The organism is Sorangium sp. So ce1153, from assembly GCF_051521595.1.
In the GTDB taxonomy this organism is placed as follows: Bacteria; Myxococcota_A; Polyangia; order Polyangiales; family Polyangiaceae; genus Sorangium.
On sequence record NZ_CP150361.1, the window covers coordinates 8071196 to 8087123 of the forward strand.

14 protein-coding genes are annotated in these 15928 nt (G+C 72.2%); 6 read left to right on the plus strand and 8 right to left on the minus strand.

Going from position 1 to position 15928, the window contains the following annotated elements:
* Positions 1-27: 27 nt before the first annotated feature.
* Positions 28-939 (minus strand): hypothetical protein, encoded by a 912-nt coding sequence (locus WME85_RS29075; RefSeq protein ID WP_437825831.1) that lies wholly within the window; start codon positions 937-939, stop codon positions 28-30.
* Between the two features lie 166 nt (positions 940-1105).
* Here WME85_RS29075 and WME85_RS29080 point away from each other — a divergent pair, with 166 nt between their 5' ends.
* The 4 genes from WME85_RS29080 to WME85_RS29095 are packed head-to-tail and all read left to right on the plus strand — an operon-like array spanning position 1106 to position 6083.
* On the plus strand, positions 1106-1903 hold the full coding sequence (locus tag WME85_RS29080) for a polyphosphate polymerase domain-containing protein (protein WP_437825833.1): 798 nt from the start codon (positions 1106-1108) through the stop codon (positions 1901-1903).
* Entirely contained in the window at positions 1903-2592 is a 690-nt protein-coding gene (locus tag WME85_RS29085) for a DUF4956 domain-containing protein (RefSeq protein ID WP_437842376.1), read from the plus strand. The genes WME85_RS29080 and WME85_RS29085 overlap by 1 nt, the downstream gene beginning before the upstream one ends.
* Positions 2593-2595: 3 nt before the next feature.
* Entirely contained in the window at positions 2596-4695 is a 2100-nt protein-coding gene (locus WME85_RS29090; RefSeq protein WP_437825835.1) for an HlyD family secretion protein, read from the plus strand.
* Positions 4683-6083: a TolC family protein gene (locus WME85_RS29095; protein ID WP_437825837.1), complete on the plus strand. Its 1401-nt coding sequence runs from the start codon at positions 4683-4685 to the stop codon at positions 6081-6083. Before WME85_RS29090 ends, WME85_RS29095 begins: the two co-directional genes overlap by 13 nt.
* A gap of 131 nt (positions 6084-6214) precedes the next feature.
* Here the strand turns inward: WME85_RS29095 and WME85_RS29100 are convergent, their stop codons facing one another.
* From WME85_RS29100 to WME85_RS29110, 3 genes are all read right to left on the minus strand, one after another.
* Positions 6215-7615, minus strand: a complete 1401-nt coding sequence (locus WME85_RS29100; protein ID WP_437825839.1) for a glycoside hydrolase family 5 protein — start codon at positions 7613-7615, stop codon at positions 6215-6217.
* Positions 7616-8266: 651 nt separating this feature from the next.
* Positions 8267-9448: an endonuclease/exonuclease/phosphatase family protein gene (locus WME85_RS29105; RefSeq protein ID WP_437825841.1), complete on the minus strand. Its 1182-nt coding sequence runs from the start codon at positions 9446-9448 to the stop codon at positions 8267-8269.
* Between the two features lie 48 nt (positions 9449-9496).
* Positions 9497-10501: an MmcQ/YjbR family DNA-binding protein gene (locus WME85_RS29110; RefSeq protein ID WP_437825844.1), complete on the minus strand. Its 1005-nt coding sequence runs from the start codon at positions 10499-10501 to the stop codon at positions 9497-9499.
* Between WME85_RS29110 and WME85_RS29115 the strand changes: the two genes are divergently transcribed.
* Both WME85_RS29115 and manA read left to right on the plus strand, forming a co-directional pair.
* Positions 10495-10680 carry a hypothetical protein gene (locus tag WME85_RS29115; RefSeq protein WP_437825846.1) on the plus strand — a complete coding sequence of 62 codons (186 nt, stop codon included), beginning with the start codon at positions 10495-10497 and terminating at the stop codon, positions 10678-10680. The two genes, WME85_RS29110 and WME85_RS29115, sit on opposite strands and share 7 nt — an antisense overlap.
* A 45-nt stretch (positions 10681-10725) precedes the next feature.
* Complete coding sequence (manA, locus tag WME85_RS29120; RefSeq protein WP_437825848.1) at positions 10726-11925, plus strand: mannose-6-phosphate isomerase, class I; 1200 nt, start codon at positions 10726-10728, stop codon at positions 11923-11925.
* A 122-nt stretch (positions 11926-12047) separates the two neighbouring features.
* Here the strand turns inward: manA and WME85_RS29125 are convergent, their stop codons facing one another.
* Genes WME85_RS29125 through WME85_RS29140 form a run of 4 tightly spaced genes read right to left on the minus strand, consistent with a single transcriptional unit; the run spans position 12048 to position 15919 of the window.
* A complete protein-coding gene (locus tag WME85_RS29125; protein WP_437825850.1) occupies positions 12048-12434 on the minus strand; it encodes a hypothetical protein in 387 nt (128 codons plus the stop codon).
* A complete protein-coding gene (locus WME85_RS29130) occupies positions 12427-12753 on the minus strand; it encodes a hypothetical protein (RefSeq protein ID WP_437825852.1) in 327 nt (108 codons plus the stop codon). The genes WME85_RS29125 and WME85_RS29130 overlap by 8 nt, the downstream gene beginning before the upstream one ends.
* Before the next feature lie 8 nt (positions 12754-12761).
* Positions 12762-13535 carry a diheme cytochrome c precursor gene (locus tag WME85_RS29135; RefSeq protein ID WP_437825854.1) on the minus strand — a complete coding sequence of 258 codons (774 nt, stop codon included), beginning with the start codon at positions 13533-13535 and terminating at the stop codon, positions 12762-12764.
* Positions 13532-15919, minus strand: a complete 2388-nt coding sequence (locus WME85_RS29140) for a molybdopterin-dependent oxidoreductase (protein WP_437825856.1) — start codon at positions 15917-15919, stop codon at positions 13532-13534. The genes WME85_RS29135 and WME85_RS29140 overlap by 4 nt, the downstream gene beginning before the upstream one ends.
* Positions 15920-15928 lie beyond the last annotated feature (9 nt).

Genomic DNA, 15928 nt, shown 5'->3' on the forward strand with positions numbered 1-15928 from the left:
CGGGCGCGCGCACGAGGGCGACGCCGCTCAGGGCGCCTCGCAGGAGACGCGGTGGATCGGCGCCTGCTTGCCTTCGCCGATCGTCACGTAGTCCCATCCGCCCGGCAGCCACGCGACCGCCTCCCCCTGCTCCTCGTCGGCCACCGGCATCTGGCAGGGCATGCCGGCCAGCGCCTGCGCCACGGTCTGGTCCGGCGTCATGGGATAGAAGAAGACGTGCGTGGAGGTCCGGAGCAGCACGCCCGTGCCGTCCGCGCGCACGTCGCCCCCGGTGAAGCGTTCGCTCCCCGTCGGCGGCAGGATCGCGCCCGCCTCGACGAGCGTCGCCCGCACGCCGGGGCCGGGCCTCGTCGCGAGCTCGTAGACGCCCGACGCTTCGTCGTCCTTCACCTTCGTCACCAGGGTGATCGCCCCGGTGACCGGGTGGACCAGCAGCGTCTCCGAGTTGTTGCTCCCGTCGGGGTACTGGATCGGGATCACCGCCGCGGTCAGCGCGCGCGACGCTCCCCCGAGCGCGTCCGGCTCCCTCACCTCGTAGATCGCATAGCCGTCGCGCTCGCGGTCGTTGTCGCCGATATCGCCGAAGAACAGGCAGCTGCCGTCGCCCGCGCCGCACGGCCCGCGCGCGACGTCCTCCCAGTCGATCGCCTCCACGCCCGCCACCTCGATCTCCTCCCGCAGCGCGCCGCCGAGCCCGATCGCGAAGAAGCGAGGGCCGTCGCCGGAGTCGTTGTGGAGGTAAAGTACGTCCGGGTGCGTGCTGCCGGCGACGGCGCCCGAGCACTCGTCGAGGTCGCCCCGCGGCAGCGCGCCTGCCTGCGTGACCCCGCCGCAGCGGGGGCAGCCCGAGGTCCGCACGGCGGGCGGCGGCGTCGAGCCCTGGCAGCCCGAGGCGAGCAGCGCCAGCGCGAGCCCGAGTTGCGCTGAGCGGCGCACCATCGCTCCTGCTGTAGCTCTGCGGGGCCAATGGAATGCACGGGGAAAGCACGGAGATTTCCGTGGCTTGCGCAGGATTCCGCTTGCGGCGTGCGGTCGCATTTGTGTCATCATAACTTAACTACCGTAACAATTCTGCGACGTGCGCGCCGGCGTCGCAGGCTTGGCCTTGACGGTCGAGGAGGGCCGAATCCTGGACGTCATCGAACGATACGAGTTCAAGTACCTGGTGCCCGAGCGGCTCGTGCCGGCGATCCGGGACGCGGTGCGCGGGATCTGCCGGCGGGATCGGTACGCAGACGCGGACGGCGTTTACCGCATCCGCTCGCTCTACCTCGACACGAGCGGGTTTCACCTCTACTGGGCCAACGACCGCGAGCAGCGGGACCGCTTCAAGGTGCGGGTGCGCAGCTACCCCGGGAAGACCAGCCCGGTCTTCCTCGAGGTGAAGCGGCGGGTGCAGGACGTCATCGTGAAATCGCGCGCGGTGACGCCGGCGGCCGGCTGGCAAGAGCTGCTCGAGCGCGGCCGCCCCGCCGCGCTCGACAAGCTCGCGCCGAACGCGCGGAAGGGTGCGGACAAGTTCCTCGGCGCGGTCCACCGCCACGATCTCCGGCCCGTGCTGCTCATCGACTACGAGCGCGAGGCGTACGAGAGCACCATCGACACCTACGCGCGCCTGACGTTCGATCGGAAGATCGTGTGCCAGCGCCGGGACACGCTCGACCTCGAGGCGCCAGCCCGCGGGTGGCGCCCCGTCGACCACCCGGTCCAGACCGCGACGCCCGAGCCGGTCTGCGTCCTCGAGCTCAAGTTCGAGCGCAGGCCCCCGCCGTGGATGGCGGCGCTCGTGCGGCGCCTCGAGCTCGTCCGGCGCTCGTTCTCCAAGTACTGCTACGGCGTCAACGCGCAGCTCACGCTCCCGGAAGCGCGCGCGGCCCGGTTCGACGGAGGGCTGCAGCCGTGATGGACTGGCTGTCGACCCTGTCGAACGGCGGGACGGTCGAGTGGCGCCGGGCGGTCGTCGCCCTCCTCGTCGCCTTCGGGCTCACGCAGGGCATCGCGGGCGTCTACATGCTCACGTTCCGCGGCCTCTCGTACTCGCGGACCATCGTCCAGAGCATGGCGATGGGCAGCATCATCACGTGCACGCTGATGCTCGCCGTCGGCAACAACATCGCGGCCGGCATCGGGGTCGCGGGGGGCGTCACGGCGATCCGGTTCCGCACGACGATGCGCGACCCGCGCGACGTCGTGTTCGTCTTCGCGTCGCTCGCGATCGGGATGGCGAGCGGCGCGCAGGCCTACGGCGCGGCGATCGCCGGCGCGGTGATGTTCTCGGCCGCGTCGCTGCTGCTGCACGTGACCGGGTACGGGTCGCGCCGGCAGCCGGACGGGCTCTTGCGGTTCGTCGCGCCGGCCGGGCAGGCGGGCGCGGAGATCGCCGGCAGCATCGCGCGCATCCTCCGCGAGCACTGCCGCACCTTCTCGCTCGTGACCCTGCGCGAGGCCGCGCAGGGCACCGTCATGGAGCACGCCTACCAGATCAGCGTGCACCACCCCGATCTGCGGGTCCAGCTCGTGACGAGCCTGCAGGGGGTGCCCGGGGTGGAGGACGTGAGCTTGATGCTCCAGGAACCGACGCTGGACCTCTGATCAATGAACCTCTCCGGCCGAACCAGAGCGGCGCTCTCCGCCGCGGTCCCCGCGCTCACCATGCTGGGCACGCTCGGCCTCGCGGCGTGGCTGCACTTCTCCGCGGGACCGAGCGACGGAATCCTCGCTTTCGCGCAGGCCGACATCGAGGCTATCGCCGTCATCGAGGCCGGGCGCGTGAAGTCGATCGACGTCGAGGTCGGGGCCGAGGTGGCGCCGGGCCAGGTGATCGTCACGCTCGAGAGCGGCTCGGTCGACGCCGAGCTCGCGGTGGCGCGCGCCGAGGAGGCGCGCCTCCAGGCGATGATCCCCGCGGAGGTCGCGCGGCTCGAGGAGGAGATCGCGACGAACGTCGAGGGGCTGCAGCGCGATCTCGCGCGGGAGGTCGAAGAGCAGCGCCGCGCGAGCGCCGAGGGCGAGGTGCTCGCCGGCGAGATCTCCCGGGTGAAGCGGATGGTCGATGACCGCCAGGCGAGCATCGACGATCTGGGCTCGCTCGACGTGCAGCGCGCAGGCGTCGCGGCGATCGCGCGCGAGAAGCCCCGCACCATCCAGCTCCTGCGCACGCAGATCGCGGCGGCCGAGGATCGCCGGAGGAAGCTCCGCGAGCAGGCGGGCCCGCAGACGGCGAAGATCGAGGCGGATCTCGCGGTGGCGAGGCGGGACATCGAGCAGCTCGAGCAGCTGCGCTCCCAGACCGTGCTGCGCGCGGCGCACGCCGGGCGCGTCTCCGCGATCCGCAAACGGCCGGGCGACGTGGCCGTGCCGGGCGATCCGATCGTCGAGATCGTCAGCTCGAGGGGCCGGATCGTCGCCTGCGTCCCGGAGCGCGCGGCGCTCGATGTCCAGGCGGGCTACGTCGCGAAGGCCTGGGTGCGCGGCCGGAGCGGGGCGCCGCTCATCGGCAGGGCCGTCACGGTCGGCCCGGTGGTGCTCGAGCTGCCGACGCGCTGCTGGGCCTCGCTGAACCTCCCGGCGTGGGGCCGCGACGTCCAGATCGCGCTCGATCAGCCGGTCGATCTACTCGCCGGTCAGGCGTTCGAGGTCACCTTCGAGCGCCCGACGGGGCCTGCCGCGCCGGGCTTGCCCGCCGCGCCGGGCTTGCCCGCCGTGCCCGTCGCGCAGGCCGCGCAGGGCGACCCCGCGGCGTCGGCGTCGCCGGTCGTGCCCGCGGCGGCGCAGCGCGCCGGCGCCGAGACGCTCCGCATGACGGTCCCGGCCGCGCTGCGGCAGCGGTCGCGCTTCGAGCCGTCCGGCGTCCTGCCCCGCCCCGCGGAGGGGCGATACCTGCTCGTCAGCGACGACACAGGCCAGAAGGACGAGGACGACGAGGGCGCGCCCTGGCTGTTCGCGATGTCCGCCGCCGGCGCCGTCGCCCCGGAGCCGGTGCCGGTGACCGGCGTGAAGCAGCTCGTCGACATCGAGTCGATCACGGCGGGCGACGGCGGCGACGTGTACCTGCTCTCGTCGCAGGGCTACAGCGCGAAGGGCAAGCGCAAGACGGCGCGCACCGCGCTGCTCCGGCTGAAGCCGGACGGCCGGGGCTTCCGCGTCGACGGCGAGGTCCACCTCGCGGAGCTGCTCGACGCCGCGGGCCCCGCGGTCCTCGCGGGGCTCGGGCTGCCGGGCGGCACGCGCCCGCTCGAGATCGAGGGCATGGCCTACCGGGACGGCGCGCTCTACTTCGGGCTCAAGTCGCCGCTCGACGCGCAGGGCAACGCGCTCATCTGGAAGCTCGATGCGCCGGGCGCGCTCTTCGACGCGAACCGGCTCGAAGGTGCCGGGCTCTCGCTGTGGGCGCGCGCGCGCGTCGACGTCGAGCTCGGCGGCGCGCCCACGCCGGGCGGGATCTCCGATCTGAGTTTCCTCCCGGACGGCTCGCTCGCGATCACGTCGACGCCGTCCACCGCCGACGGCGACGCGGGGGCGCTCTTCCGCGTCCCGCGCCCCCAGGCCGGCGTCCTCTCGCCCCTGCTCGTGCGGCGCTTCCCGGGCCTGAAGCCCGAGGGGATCTCGCTCTCGCTGTCGTCCGGCAACCTGATCGTCGTGTTTGACGCAGGCGCCGAGGCGCCCTCGTTCCTGGAGCTGCCATGGCAAGACTGATCGGCGCACGGACGCTGTCGGTGCTGTCGACCATCGCGTGCCTCTCGCTCGCCGCGTGCGCAGCGCCGGCGCGCCTCGAGGCGGGCGACCGGGCGGTCGCGCTGTACCGTGCGGCGAAGGCGGAGTCGAAGGCGAGCGAGCGCGAGGGCGCGGGCCGAGCGGCGGCGCGCGGGGCCGCGCCGCGCGAGCTCACCGCCGACGACGCGGTGGCGATGGCGAAGCAGCGGAGCGCGACGCTCACGGCCATGAGCTCGCGCGAGAGCGCGGCCCGGGCGCGCGTCGCCGCCGAGTCGGCGGGCACCTACCGGAACCCGGAGATCCGCATCTCTCAGATCCGCCTCGACCAGTATCTCGACCGCGAGCCGCGCATCAGCGCAGCCGTCCGCGTGCGCCCGCCCAGGCCCGGCGAGGCCGGCGCGACCGCGGACGCCGCGCGCGCGGACGTGGCCGTCGCGCGCGCGGAGACGCGGACCGCGGAGCTCGAGCTCGAGGCCGAGGTCCGCTGGCTGTTCGACGACGTGCTGCTGATCGACGCCGAGATCGAGGCGCTCGACGCGGTCGCCGCGACGCGCCGGAAGCTCGCGGACGAGCAGCGAGCGCTGGTCGGCGCCGCGCGCGGGACGGCCGTCGACGAGTCGATGACGGCGCTGGCGGCCGCGGTGGCCGCGGAGGAGAGCGCCGAGCCGCGCGCGCGCCGCCGGGCCGCGCTCGGGGCGCTGCTCGAGCGGGTCGGGCTCGACCCCGACGCGCCGGTGCGCCTCGTGGGCGAGCCGCTCGGGTCGGCGCCGCTCGTCGCGCTCCTGCCCGAGGACGCGCTGGTCGAGGCGGCGCTGCGGAGCCGCCCGGAGATCGCGACGGCGGCCGCCGAGGTCGACGCCGCGGGCGCGGAGGGCTCGCTCGCGCGCGCGCTGCGCTGGCCGTGGCTCTCGTTCATCGAGGTCGGCTACGAGTTCACGCCCGCCACGCGCGACCCGCTCGGCTGGACGTTCGAGGCGGGGCTCGAGCTGCCGCTCTTCGACACGCACTCCAGCGCGATCAAGGCCGCGGACGCGGACGCGGTCGCGGCCGAGCGGATGCTCGCCGCGGAGGTCCAGCGGGTCGCGCGGGAGGTGCGCGATCGGCTCCGGGAGGTGCGCGCGGCGGGGGCGCTGGTCGAGGAGTTCAGGGCCCGCGCGCTCCCGGCCGCCGAGCGCGCCGGGGTCGAGGTCGCGCGCGCGCTCGACAATCGCCAGATCAACGCGCTGGAGGCGCTGAGCCTCGAAGAGCGTCGTGACGCCGCGCGGGTCAAGCTCCTGCGCCTCGTGCGCGACTACCGGACCGCGCTCGCCGAGCTCCGGACGGCGGTCGGCGGCAACCTCGCCGCGGCCGTTCCGGCGGCCCGGCGCTGAGCTCCGGGCCGCCGCGCGCTCGCGGGGGGTCCGCGGCTTTCCAGGCATCGCCGCCCGGCGGCGGCGCTCGCTCGAAACGAGGAAGGCCCCCGCGGGGGCCTTCCTGAGCTACTCGCGCCGCGGGAGGTACCTCACGGCCAGGGGTTGGACGTGTGGGTCGCGGAGGTGCCTCGCTCGTCGGTGGCCGTGAAGACCACCCGCGTGCCCGCGGGGACCTCCTTGCTGATGGCGTACTCGCCCCACGACTGAAGGGGGAGCTCATAGGTGTTGCTGTTCACCTTCGCGGTGACCCTGCGGATGGTGTGCCCCGGCTCGACGACCTTCACCTGGATCCACCAGCGGTTGACGCTCGAGTACGGCACGGTGAACTGGAAGCCGGAGGTCGTGGTCCCGCCGCCCGTGCCGCCGCTGCCGCCCGCGCCGCCGCTGCCGCCCGCGCCGCCGCTGCCGCCCGTCCCGCTGCTGCTGCTGCTGCTGCTGCCGCCGGAGCCGCCGCTGCCTTCCAGCATCCTTGCCTTGACCCACCTGCCCGACTCGGTGAGCTGCGCGTCCGGCCAGGGGCCGCTGGTGCTGGCGCCGGGCACGAGCGCGGACGCCGTCTCGTTCTTGTCGAACAGCGACCAGTTGGCCCAGCTGATCTTGTTGGTGTTCAGGAAGTTGATCCAGGTCTGGGACTCGGTGAGGTTGAGCCCGGTGTTCCCGGAGGCGTCGCAGGTGCCGAACTCGGTCACGAACAGGGCCAGGCCCTTGTCCATCGCCGTCCGCGCCTTGGCGCGCAGGCTGTCCCGGTGCGTGTTGGCGTAGAAGTGGAGCGTGTACGCGATGTTCGAGTAGCCGGTGATGGGGTTGTTGGCGGCGATGTCCACGTCCTGCGACCAGGTCGGCGTGCCGACGATGATCACGTTGTTCGAGCCCGTGGCGCGGATCGCGGCGATCACCTCGTTCGCATAGGTCCTGATCTCGCTCCAGGGTTCGCCGTCCGGCTCGTTGAAGATCTCGAAGAGGACGTTGGGCTGGTTACCGTACGTCTGTGCCATCTCCGTGAAGAACGCTTTGGCCTGCGCCGTGTGAGACGAGGCGCTGTGATCGTGCCAGTCGATGATCACGTAGATGCCCTTGGCGATCGCCGCGTCCACGACGGCCTTCACCCGGGCCTTCTCGGCCGCGGGGTTCGTGAGGTATCCGCCCGACTCGACGCCCATCGCGGCGCGGACGACGGTCGCCCCCCAGCTGTCCGCGATCGAGTTGACGACGTTCGCGTTGTAGAACGAGCCGCCCCACTGGCTCCAGAACAGGCTCATGCCCCTCAGCTGGACCGGGGCGTTGTACTGGTTCCGGAGCTCCTTGCCCACGATCTGGAGCCTGCCGTGCGTGTCCACCGGCCTCGCGGTGGCCGCGAACGCCTCCTCGTCCGTGACCTCGACCTCATCGCTCTGGCCCGTGTCCTCCGACGACGCCACGCAGCTGCACAGCGTGGCCGCCTGCACCGCAGCGACGCACAGCCCAAGCCGGAAGCCCGAATCCGCAAGCATCCCCAAAAGCGAGCTCTTCATTCTGTCCTCCCAAGGAACGCCAGGAGAGATGGTGAGTCGGAGCAAGACAGTCCCTCGCGGTACGCTCTTCTGGCCTCCCCGGGCCCAGCAGGCCCGGACGCCCGGGACCGGGCAACGGGCCGGGGCGATGAGGCCGCAAGTGACGAGCGTCGCGGGAGCCGAACGTAAGGTGCCGACTCGCGACCAGTTCCTGGCTAAGTAAACCTGATAACACCCGCAACCCCGGAGACGACCTCCAGGAGCGGGGAAAGAAGCATGAGATCTAGTAACACACTTCTGCCATGTCTCGAAACGTGAATTTCAACTCCCCATGATGTGCAACCGAGGTAAACTTTTCTTTCGGCATCTCGGGCGTCAGGCGGAGCCTTACTGACGCCTCCGGTGCTCCTGCGTCGCGTCAAGAGGCGATGTGGGACATACGCTTCCTGCTCGTTGCTCCTTGCCGGATCGCCCCATGGCGGCGCGCTGCTCCTCGCTGCCGAGTGAGCGTGCGCACACCGTGGAGCAGCCTCCAAGCAACAGTGCCTCTCGCGCGGCGCCGCGGCTCACAAATCGGACCGGTCAGCGCCCCGGGCCGCTCCTGACGCGCGCGGGTGCCGCGCCGCCGTCGCCGGTGAACGGAGGTGGACTCTAGCGCTGGGCGTCTCCCCCGGGCGCGCCACCGGTCCAGCGCAGGTCGGCGAGGATGGGGAGGTGGTCCGAGCCGAGATCAGGGCCGATCCACGCGCGCTCGGTCGTCCAGCCCGGCCCCGCGAGCACGTGGTCGATGCGGATACCGAACCAGCGCGTCCGCTTCGTCGCGCCGAACCCGAGCCCGGCGCGGGAGAACGCGTTCTCGAAGCCCGCCCAGAAGCGCCGGTAGATGGCGCTGTCGACGGGCATGTTGAGGTCGCCGACGATGACGGCCGGATAAGGTGCCTCGTCGACCCATTTCCTCGCGAGCTCGGACTCCCAGGTGCGCAACGCGATGACCCGGTCGTGCTCCGCGGCTTGCTTCCAGAGGCCGTGCATCAGCGCCTCGATCGCCTCGCGGGGCGTCTCCAGGTGCAGGTTGAGCAGGCTGAAGGTGCGCGCGCCAGGGGGCGCCTGCGCGGCTGGCCGGGGCGCCTCCGGCGCGGCGCCGGGGCCGGAAGAGCCGACCGGAGCCGCACCGGCCGCACGGTCCGGCAGCGCGATCGCGTAACGGAGGATGGCGCCGTGGCCACCTTCACGCCACACGTCGCTGCGGTCCCTGGACTCGGCCTTGAGGAGAGGGTGCCGGCTCACGAGGCACATCCCGCGGTCGACGTGGACGAACCACCCCGGAAAGGCTGCTGCCAGCTCCGGCTCGGGTATCGAGCACTCCTGAAGGGCGAGCACGTCGGGCCGGGCCTCGGACACGAAGCCCTTGAGTCGCTCCATGCTCATGGCGCGGCTGCCTGTGTTGAAGGACGCGACGCGCAGGTCGCCGCGGTCCGCCCCTCCGACGAGGGCCCGGAGCGAGACAGAGAACCCCAGGATGGGGCCGACCACGATCACCGACGCGAGCGCCGCCGGAATGAGCGCGCGGCGCTGCACGAGGAGCGCGGCGGGCACGATCACGAGGAGCGGGAGGGCGATGACCTGGCGGGGGCCGAAGAGAAAGAGCGTCCCAGGCCACCACCGGTCGCCCACGATGGGCAGGGCGAGCCAGAGCGATGCGACCACGATGAGGTAAAGCACCGCGCTGGCGAGCACGAGGGCCCGGAGCCGGCGCCAGCGCGGCGCGGGACGCCGCGCGGCGGGCTGGCGTGGATCCGATGACGCTTCCCGGGACTGCTCGCTTTGTCGCATCGATGTCGTTCCGTGGGTGTGCAGGCGTGAGCGGTCGAGAGCACGCCGCTAGCCGCGCTTCCGGGAGGTCTGCGCTCGCGGCGCGGGAGCCGCCTTCTTCTCGGGCGCAGCCTTCTTCTCGGGCGCAGCCTTCTTCTCGGGCGCAGCCTTCTTCGCCGGCGCCCCCTTCTCGGGCGCAGCCTTCTTCACCGGCGCAGCCTTCTTCTCGGGCGCAGCCTTCTTCTCGGGCGCAGCCTTCTTCTCGGGCGCAGCCCTCTTCGCCGGCGCCCCCTTCTCGGGCGCAGCCTTCTTCACCGGCGCAGCCTTCTTCTCGGGCGCAGCCTTCTTCTCGGGCGCAGCCTTCTTCTCGGGCGCAGCCTTCTTCTCGGGCGCAGCCTTCTTCACCGGCGCCCCCTTCTTCTCGGGCGCAGCCCTCTTCGCCGGCGCCCCCTTCTCGGGCGCAGCCTTCTTCACCGGCGCCCCCTTCTTCTCGGGCGCAGCCTTCTTCGCCGGCGCCCCCTTCTTCTCCGGCACACCCTTCTTCGCCGGCGCTCCCTTCTTGGTTGGCGACCCGTTCTTCCCCGGCGCCGCCCTCCTCGCCGGAGCGACCTTCTCCCCCGGCGCTGCCTTCGTTGCCGGCGCCGCCCTCCTGCCCGACGCCACCTTCGCCGCAGCGCCCTTCTTCCCGGGGGCCGCAGCCGCGCCGTCCAGCACCTGCAAAGGCCGCTTCGGCGCCACCGCGCGGTAGCTCTCCTCGATCCACTCGAGCAGCATCGACTCGGGCACCCTGTCCTTCGGCCCGAAGCGCGCCGTCACCCACCCGCTCTTGCCCAGGTTGTACCCGGTCGGCTCGGCGAACGGCAGCATGAGCGCAGCCTCGCCAGACTGCGGGAGCTTCGTGGTCACGACGAGCTTCCCCTCGTGCGTGTTGAGGAACACGAAGATCTTCCCGCGCACCTTGGCGACCCGGTCGCCCCAGGGGAACTCCTCCACCGCCTCGGGGTAGGCCAGCACGGCGTCGCGCAGCCTCGCCAGGATGGGCGTGAACCTCGAAGCGTCCTTGGTCGTTGTCATGCGCCGAGCGTAGGTCGCTCGCCGGACCACGTAAAGCGGAGCCGCGCGCCGCGTCAGCCACCGACGCCACCGGCGCCGACAAGATCGCCCAGACCCTGGTCGAGCTCGGGGTCGACCTCAGCAGCCTTGTCACGCGGGGGACGCCGGAGAGCGGCATCGCCCACGCGCTCGATCGCTGACTTCGCCCGGGCCGTCAGGTAGGGTGCGCCGCACAGGAGCCAGCCATGTTTTCGCTCGAGAACCGTGTTCAGGAGTACGCCTGGGGCTCGCGAGGCGCCATCGCGGCGCTGCTCGGACAGGGGCCTTCCGACGGGCCTCAGGCCGAGCTCTGGATGGGAGCCCACCCGGCAGCCTCCTCGTGCATCGAGGTCGACGGCGGCCGAGAGCGCCTCATCGACGCGATCGCCAGCCGCGCGGGAGCCTTCCTGGGCGGGCCGACGATCGATCGCTTCGGCGCGCGGCTCCCCTTCCTGCTCAAGGTGCTCGCGGCCGATCAGCCCCTGTCGCTCCAGGCTCACCCGGACGAGGCGCAGGCGCGGCGCGGGTTCGACGCGGAGAACGCGGCCGGCATCCCGGTGGACGCCCCCGAGCGCACCTACCGCGACCCGCACCACAAGCCCGAGCTCATCTGCGCGCTCACCCCCTTCGACGCGCTCTGCGGCTTCCGGCCGGCCGCGGCCCTGCCGGAGGTCTTCGAGCTCCTCGCCCGAGGCCCCGGGGAAGCGCTCGTCCCCCGCGGCGCCGCGCCGGTCGACGCGGCCGCCGTCTCGCGCCTCGTCCAGGGCCTCCTCGGGCTCGATCCGGCGGCGCGGCGGGAGCTCGTCGCCTCGGTGGTCGAGGCGTGCCGGGCGCGCGCGCAGGCCGGCGGATGGCTCGCGAGGGCCTGCGGCTGGGCGCTCCGCCTGCACGAGCTCTACCCGGGCGACGTCGGCGTCGCGATCGCGCTCCTGCTCAACGACGTTCACCTCGAGCCCGGCGAGGCGCTCTACCTGCCGCCGCGCCGGCTGCACGCCTACGTGCAGGGGGTCGGGATCGAGATCATGGCGAGCTCCGACAACGTGCTCCGCGGCGGGCTCACGCCGAAGCGCGTCAACGTCGATGAGCTCGTGCGCGTCCTCGACTTCTCGCCGTGGCGCGTCGAGCCCGTCGTGCCGCGCCAGGCCGGCGCGGAGTCGTTCTACGACACCCCCGCGCCGGAGTTCCGGCTCTCTCGCATCGAGCTCGACGCCGCGTCTTCCTGGAAGACGGACGAGCGGCGCGGCCCGGAGATCGTGCTGTGCACGCGGGGACAGGCCGCGCTCGTCGACGCGCGCGGCGCGGCCCGCGACCTCCGCCAGGGCGGCTCGATCTTCGTCCCGTTCGCCTCAGGGAGCTACGTCATCGAGGGAAGTGGCCAGTTCTTCCGCGCCACCGTCGGCCTCTGAGGCCGGACCTCCGAGCGCCCCGCATCGCCCGCTCCCCCGGCTCTGCCCCGGTGAGACGACGAGAGGACCACAGCGCACATGGAGCTGGTCTTCCTCTTTTCTCTCCGCTGTGCCTCCGTATTTCATTCTCTTTCTCTTCTCGTGGCACCACGGAGCGACGTGGGCGCAGCGCACGCGCCCAGGGCGTCCTCCATCCGGACGCGCACGAGGCGCACGCCGGACGGCATCCGGAGCAGCGTGTCACACCACTCCGAGCCCGCGAAGCGATAACGGATCTGCGCGCCGAGCGCCGTCCCATCGCGGAGCGCGCGGCGGGCGAGGACGAGCTCGTCTCTCCCGGCCCTCGGCACGTCTCCGGCGCGGGCCGTCGCGTCGGCCTTGAGCGACACCGAGACGAGCTCCGCGGCCTCGGCGATGTCGAGAAAGAGCCGATCGAGGGTCGCCTCGTCGAGCGCCGCCTCCTGCAAGGGCGGGAGCGGGATCTCGGGATCGACCTCCGTCTCAACCATGGCGTGTGGCTCCTCCTGGCAGGGCGCGCTGGACGACCGAGAAGCCGTTGACCGGCGCGGGACAGACCTCGACGCAGAGGCCGCAGCCGGCGCCGGCGCGAGGCGCGGGGAGCTCGGCGCGGGCGGTGACGTCGAAGGTGGGGATGGTCTGCCCCGCGGCCGCCCCGGAGCCCTCCCGCTGCGCATAGAAGGCTTCGAGCGAGAAGGACACCGCCGGCGCGGTCGAGGACGGCGCCGCTGGCGCCGCCGTCGAGCCCCGCGGCGCACCGGGTCCCGGCGCGAAGATCCGGAGCAGATCCCGCCGGCGCATCCTCGGCATCCCGGCGATCATGGCCTGTCCGCTCCCATGCTCGGCGGCGGCCAAGCGCCGAGGGGCCTGGGCGCGCGCTGATCCAGCTCGGCCGAGGGGGCGTGGCACTGGGTGCAGCTCTGCCGATAGGGGTGCGTCGAGCGCATGCCGAGGGCGCCGTGAACCCCGTGGCAGCTCGAGCACTCCGAGCGCATGAGCGTCGGGTGCGGGATCGTGGGCGGGGCGCCCTCGTAGGCGCGGGCTCCCCGCCGCGGCGACTCCATGCCCGCGAAGCTGTTGTCGGGCGCCGGCGGCGTCTCCGCGAGCGGCCTCGGGTCGTCGCCGACGACATGGCACTGCGTGCAGCTCTCGTAGCGCCGGTGGCTCATCCTGGGCGCGGTGAGGTTCGCGACGCGCAACCCGCCCTCGTGGCACGACAGGCAATCCGGGGCACCGAGCTGCTCGATGCGGTGCGGGATCGTGGGCGGCGCGCCGTCATAGGCGCGGCGGGAAGCGCGCCTGTCGAGCGCCGCCTCGCGGTCCGCCTCCGACTGCTCGACGGGCGCGTAGAGGTCGGCGTCCGCCGCCTCCAGCCGGGCGAAGGCGCCCTCGTACATGCCCGCGTTCGGGCCGTACGCGCGCTCGCGCATGTCGGCATAGCCGCGCGCCTCGACGCTCGCGGCCGGCGGCGGCGGATCGCCGCGCAGCGCCGCCACCCCGCGATCTGTGCCGCGGAGCCCCGAGAAGAAGCCCGCCGCCGTGATGGCGACGACCGCCGCGAGGCCGACGTGCAGGCCGCGGGCGCGCCTCATCGCGCCTCTCCCTGCTTGCCCTGCGCCTTGCGCCGGATCCGGACCGCGCACTTCTTGTAGTCCGGCTGCTTCGAGAGCGGATCGTGCGCCTCGAGCGTCGCGCGGTTCACCATCACCGTCTCATCGAAGAACGGCACGAACACCGTGCCAGGTGGGGGCGCGCCCCGGCCCTCGATCCAGACCGGCAGCTCGAGCGCGCCGCGCCGGCTCTCCAGGACCACGACCTCCCCGTCGGCGACGCCGAGCTTCCGCGCGTCCTCGCGGTTCATCTCCAGGTACGACTGCGGCATCGCCCGCTGGAGCTGGGGTATCCTCATGGTGAGCGAGCCCGTGTGCCAGTGCTCGAGCACGCGGCCCGTGCACAGCCAGAAGGGATAGTCGCCGTCGGGCGACTCGGGCGGCGGCTCGTAGGGGTGAAACCAGATGAGCGCCCGGTCATCCCGGGTCACCGAGTGGTAGAACTGGATCTCGTCCTTCGTGACATAAGGATCGTCGAACCTCGAGAAGCGGAACCGCGTCTCCCGCCACGAGCCGTCGGGCTGCTCGACCACAGGCCAGCGCAGGCCCCGCGCCTTGACGTACTCGCGGTAGGGCGCGAGGTCCTTGTGCTTGAAGCGGGTGAATTTGCGGTACTCCTCGAAGAGGTGCTCGTCGACGTTGACGTCGTGGTAATGCCGGTAGTCCCAGACGGGCACCTCCTTGCCGTCCTTCCGGACGTCGAACAGGAAACGCCCGTCCTTGTCCTTCATCCCGGCGAAGCCCATGTCGTGGAGCTTGCGCGCCACGGCGATGATCTGCCATGCGTCATCCCGCGCCTCGCCGGGCGGATTGACCATCTTGAACCACTGCTGCGTGCGCCGCTCGGAGTTGCCGAACATCCCGTTCTTCTCGACCCACATGGCCGAGGGCAGGACGAGATCCGCGGCGCGCACCGTGGCCGTCGGGTAGACGTCGGACACGATGAGGAACTTGCCGGGGATCTTGCGGCTCGGGTCGAAGAGCTCGTTCGTGTTCGGCAACGACTGGCCTGGATTGGTCACCATCACCCAGATGGTGTCGATGTCGCCCCCCTGCTCCTTCGGGGTCGAGAAGCGCTTCCAGAGGTCGACCGTGTGGTAGCCGGGCTTCGCGTTGATCCTCCCCTCGGGCAGGTTCCAGAGGTGCTCCGCCTTCTGCCGGTGCTCACCGTTCGTGACGACCAGGCCGCCGGGGAGCCCGTTGGCGAGGGTGCCGACCTCGCGCACCGTGCCGCAGGCCGACGGCTGGCCGGTCAGGCTGGTCGGGGCGTCGCCCGGCTTGCCGAAATGCCCGCTGAGGAGGTGCACGCCGTGCACCAGGTCGTTGATCGCGGTGCCGCGGGTGTGCTGGTTCATCCCCATGCACCAGAGGCTCGTGATCCGCAGATCGCGGCGCCCGAAGAGATCCGCCAGCATCCGGATGTCCTTCGCGGCGACGCCCGAGATCGCCTCCACCCGCTCCGGCGTGTACTCGGCGAGCGCCGCCCTGTACTCCGCGAAGCTCATCGGCCGCCCGTCGAGGGTCGGGTGCTCGGTCCGCTGGCGGAAGTTGCAGAACTTCTCGACGAACGCCCGGTCGAACGTCCCGCGCTCGACGAGCAGGTGCGCGATGCCGTTCGCGATCGCGAGATCGGTGTTCGGCTTGAAGTACAGCGTGTGCTGGCAGAAGGCCGAGGTGCGCGTGCGCCGCGTCGTTAGATCGATGAGCAGCACCTGCTCGCCCCGCGAGCGCCGGTCGACGACGCGCGAGAAGAGAACGGGGTGCATCTCGGCGGGGTTGTTCCCCCACATGAGCAGGACATCGCACCTGTCCAGATCCTCGTAGCAGCCGGCCGGCTCGTCCACGCCGTAGGTCGAGAGGAAGCCCGTCACCGCCGACGCCATGCAGAGGCGCGCGTTCGGGTCGATCTGGTTGTTCCCGAGCCCCGCCTTCACGAGCTTGTTCGCGGCGTACCCCTCGGGGATCGTCCACTGGCCGCTGCCGTAGAGCGCGAAGCCGGCCGGGTTCTGCGTCGCGCGCCGGGCGATGATCTCGATGGCCTCGTCCCAGCCGATGGGCTCGAGCTTGCCGTTCTTTCGGAGCAGCGGCCTGGTCAGCCGGTCTCTGCCGTAGAGGGCGAGGCCGACGTGGTACCCCTTCACGCAGAGCAGGCCCTTGTTGACGTCCGCGCTCTGGTCGCCCGCGACCGCGACCACGCGGCCCCCCTTCACGCCCACCTGCACGTGGCAGCCGGTGCCGCAGAACCTGCATGGCGCCTTGTTCCAGACCACGTCGGAGGTGGCGTGCGCCGCGGGCGCGGCCTCGGCGGCGGCGACCCCGTCCTTGCCCAGCGCGAGCCGGGTAGCGGCCACGGTCGCCGCGCTCATCGCGGAGTA

Excerpts from the sequence above, each read along its gene's own strand:
- WME85_RS29105 (WP_437825841.1), bottom strand. The coding sequence starts at position 9,448 with ATGCGACAAAGCGAGCAGTCCCGGGAAGCGTCATCGGATCCACGCCAG.
- WME85_RS29110 (WP_437825844.1), bottom strand. The coding sequence starts at position 10,501 with ATGACAACGACCAAGGACGCTTCGAGGTTCACGCCCATCCTGGCGAGG.
- WME85_RS29100 (WP_437825839.1), bottom strand. The coding sequence starts at position 7,615 with ATGCTTGCGGATTCGGGCTTCCGGCTTGGGCTGTGCGTCGCTGCGGTG.
- manA (WP_437825848.1), top strand. The coding sequence starts at position 10,726 with ATGTTTTCGCTCGAGAACCGTGTTCAGGAGTACGCCTGGGGCTCGCGA.
- WME85_RS29125 (WP_437825850.1), bottom strand. The coding sequence starts at position 12,434 with ATGGTTGAGACGGAGGTCGATCCCGAGATCCCGCTCCCGCCCTTGCAG.
- WME85_RS29140 (WP_437825856.1), bottom strand. The coding sequence starts at position 15,919 with ATGAGCGCGGCGACCGTGGCCGCTACCCGGCTCGCGCTGGGCAAGGAC.
- WME85_RS29085 (WP_437842376.1), top strand. The coding sequence starts at position 1,903 with ATGGACTGGCTGTCGACCCTGTCGAACGGCGGGACGGTCGAGTGGCGC.
- WME85_RS29075 (WP_437825831.1), bottom strand. The coding sequence starts at position 939 with ATGGTGCGCCGCTCAGCGCAACTCGGGCTCGCGCTGGCGCTGCTCGCC.
- WME85_RS29095 (WP_437825837.1), top strand. The coding sequence starts at position 4,683 with ATGGCAAGACTGATCGGCGCACGGACGCTGTCGGTGCTGTCGACCATC.
- WME85_RS29135 (WP_437825854.1), bottom strand. The coding sequence starts at position 13,535 with ATGAGGCGCGCCCGCGGCCTGCACGTCGGCCTCGCGGCGGTCGTCGCC.
- WME85_RS29090 (WP_437825835.1), top strand. The coding sequence starts at position 2,596 with ATGAACCTCTCCGGCCGAACCAGAGCGGCGCTCTCCGCCGCGGTCCCC.
- WME85_RS29130 (WP_437825852.1), bottom strand. The coding sequence starts at position 12,753 with ATGCCGAGGATGCGCCGGCGGGATCTGCTCCGGATCTTCGCGCCGGGA.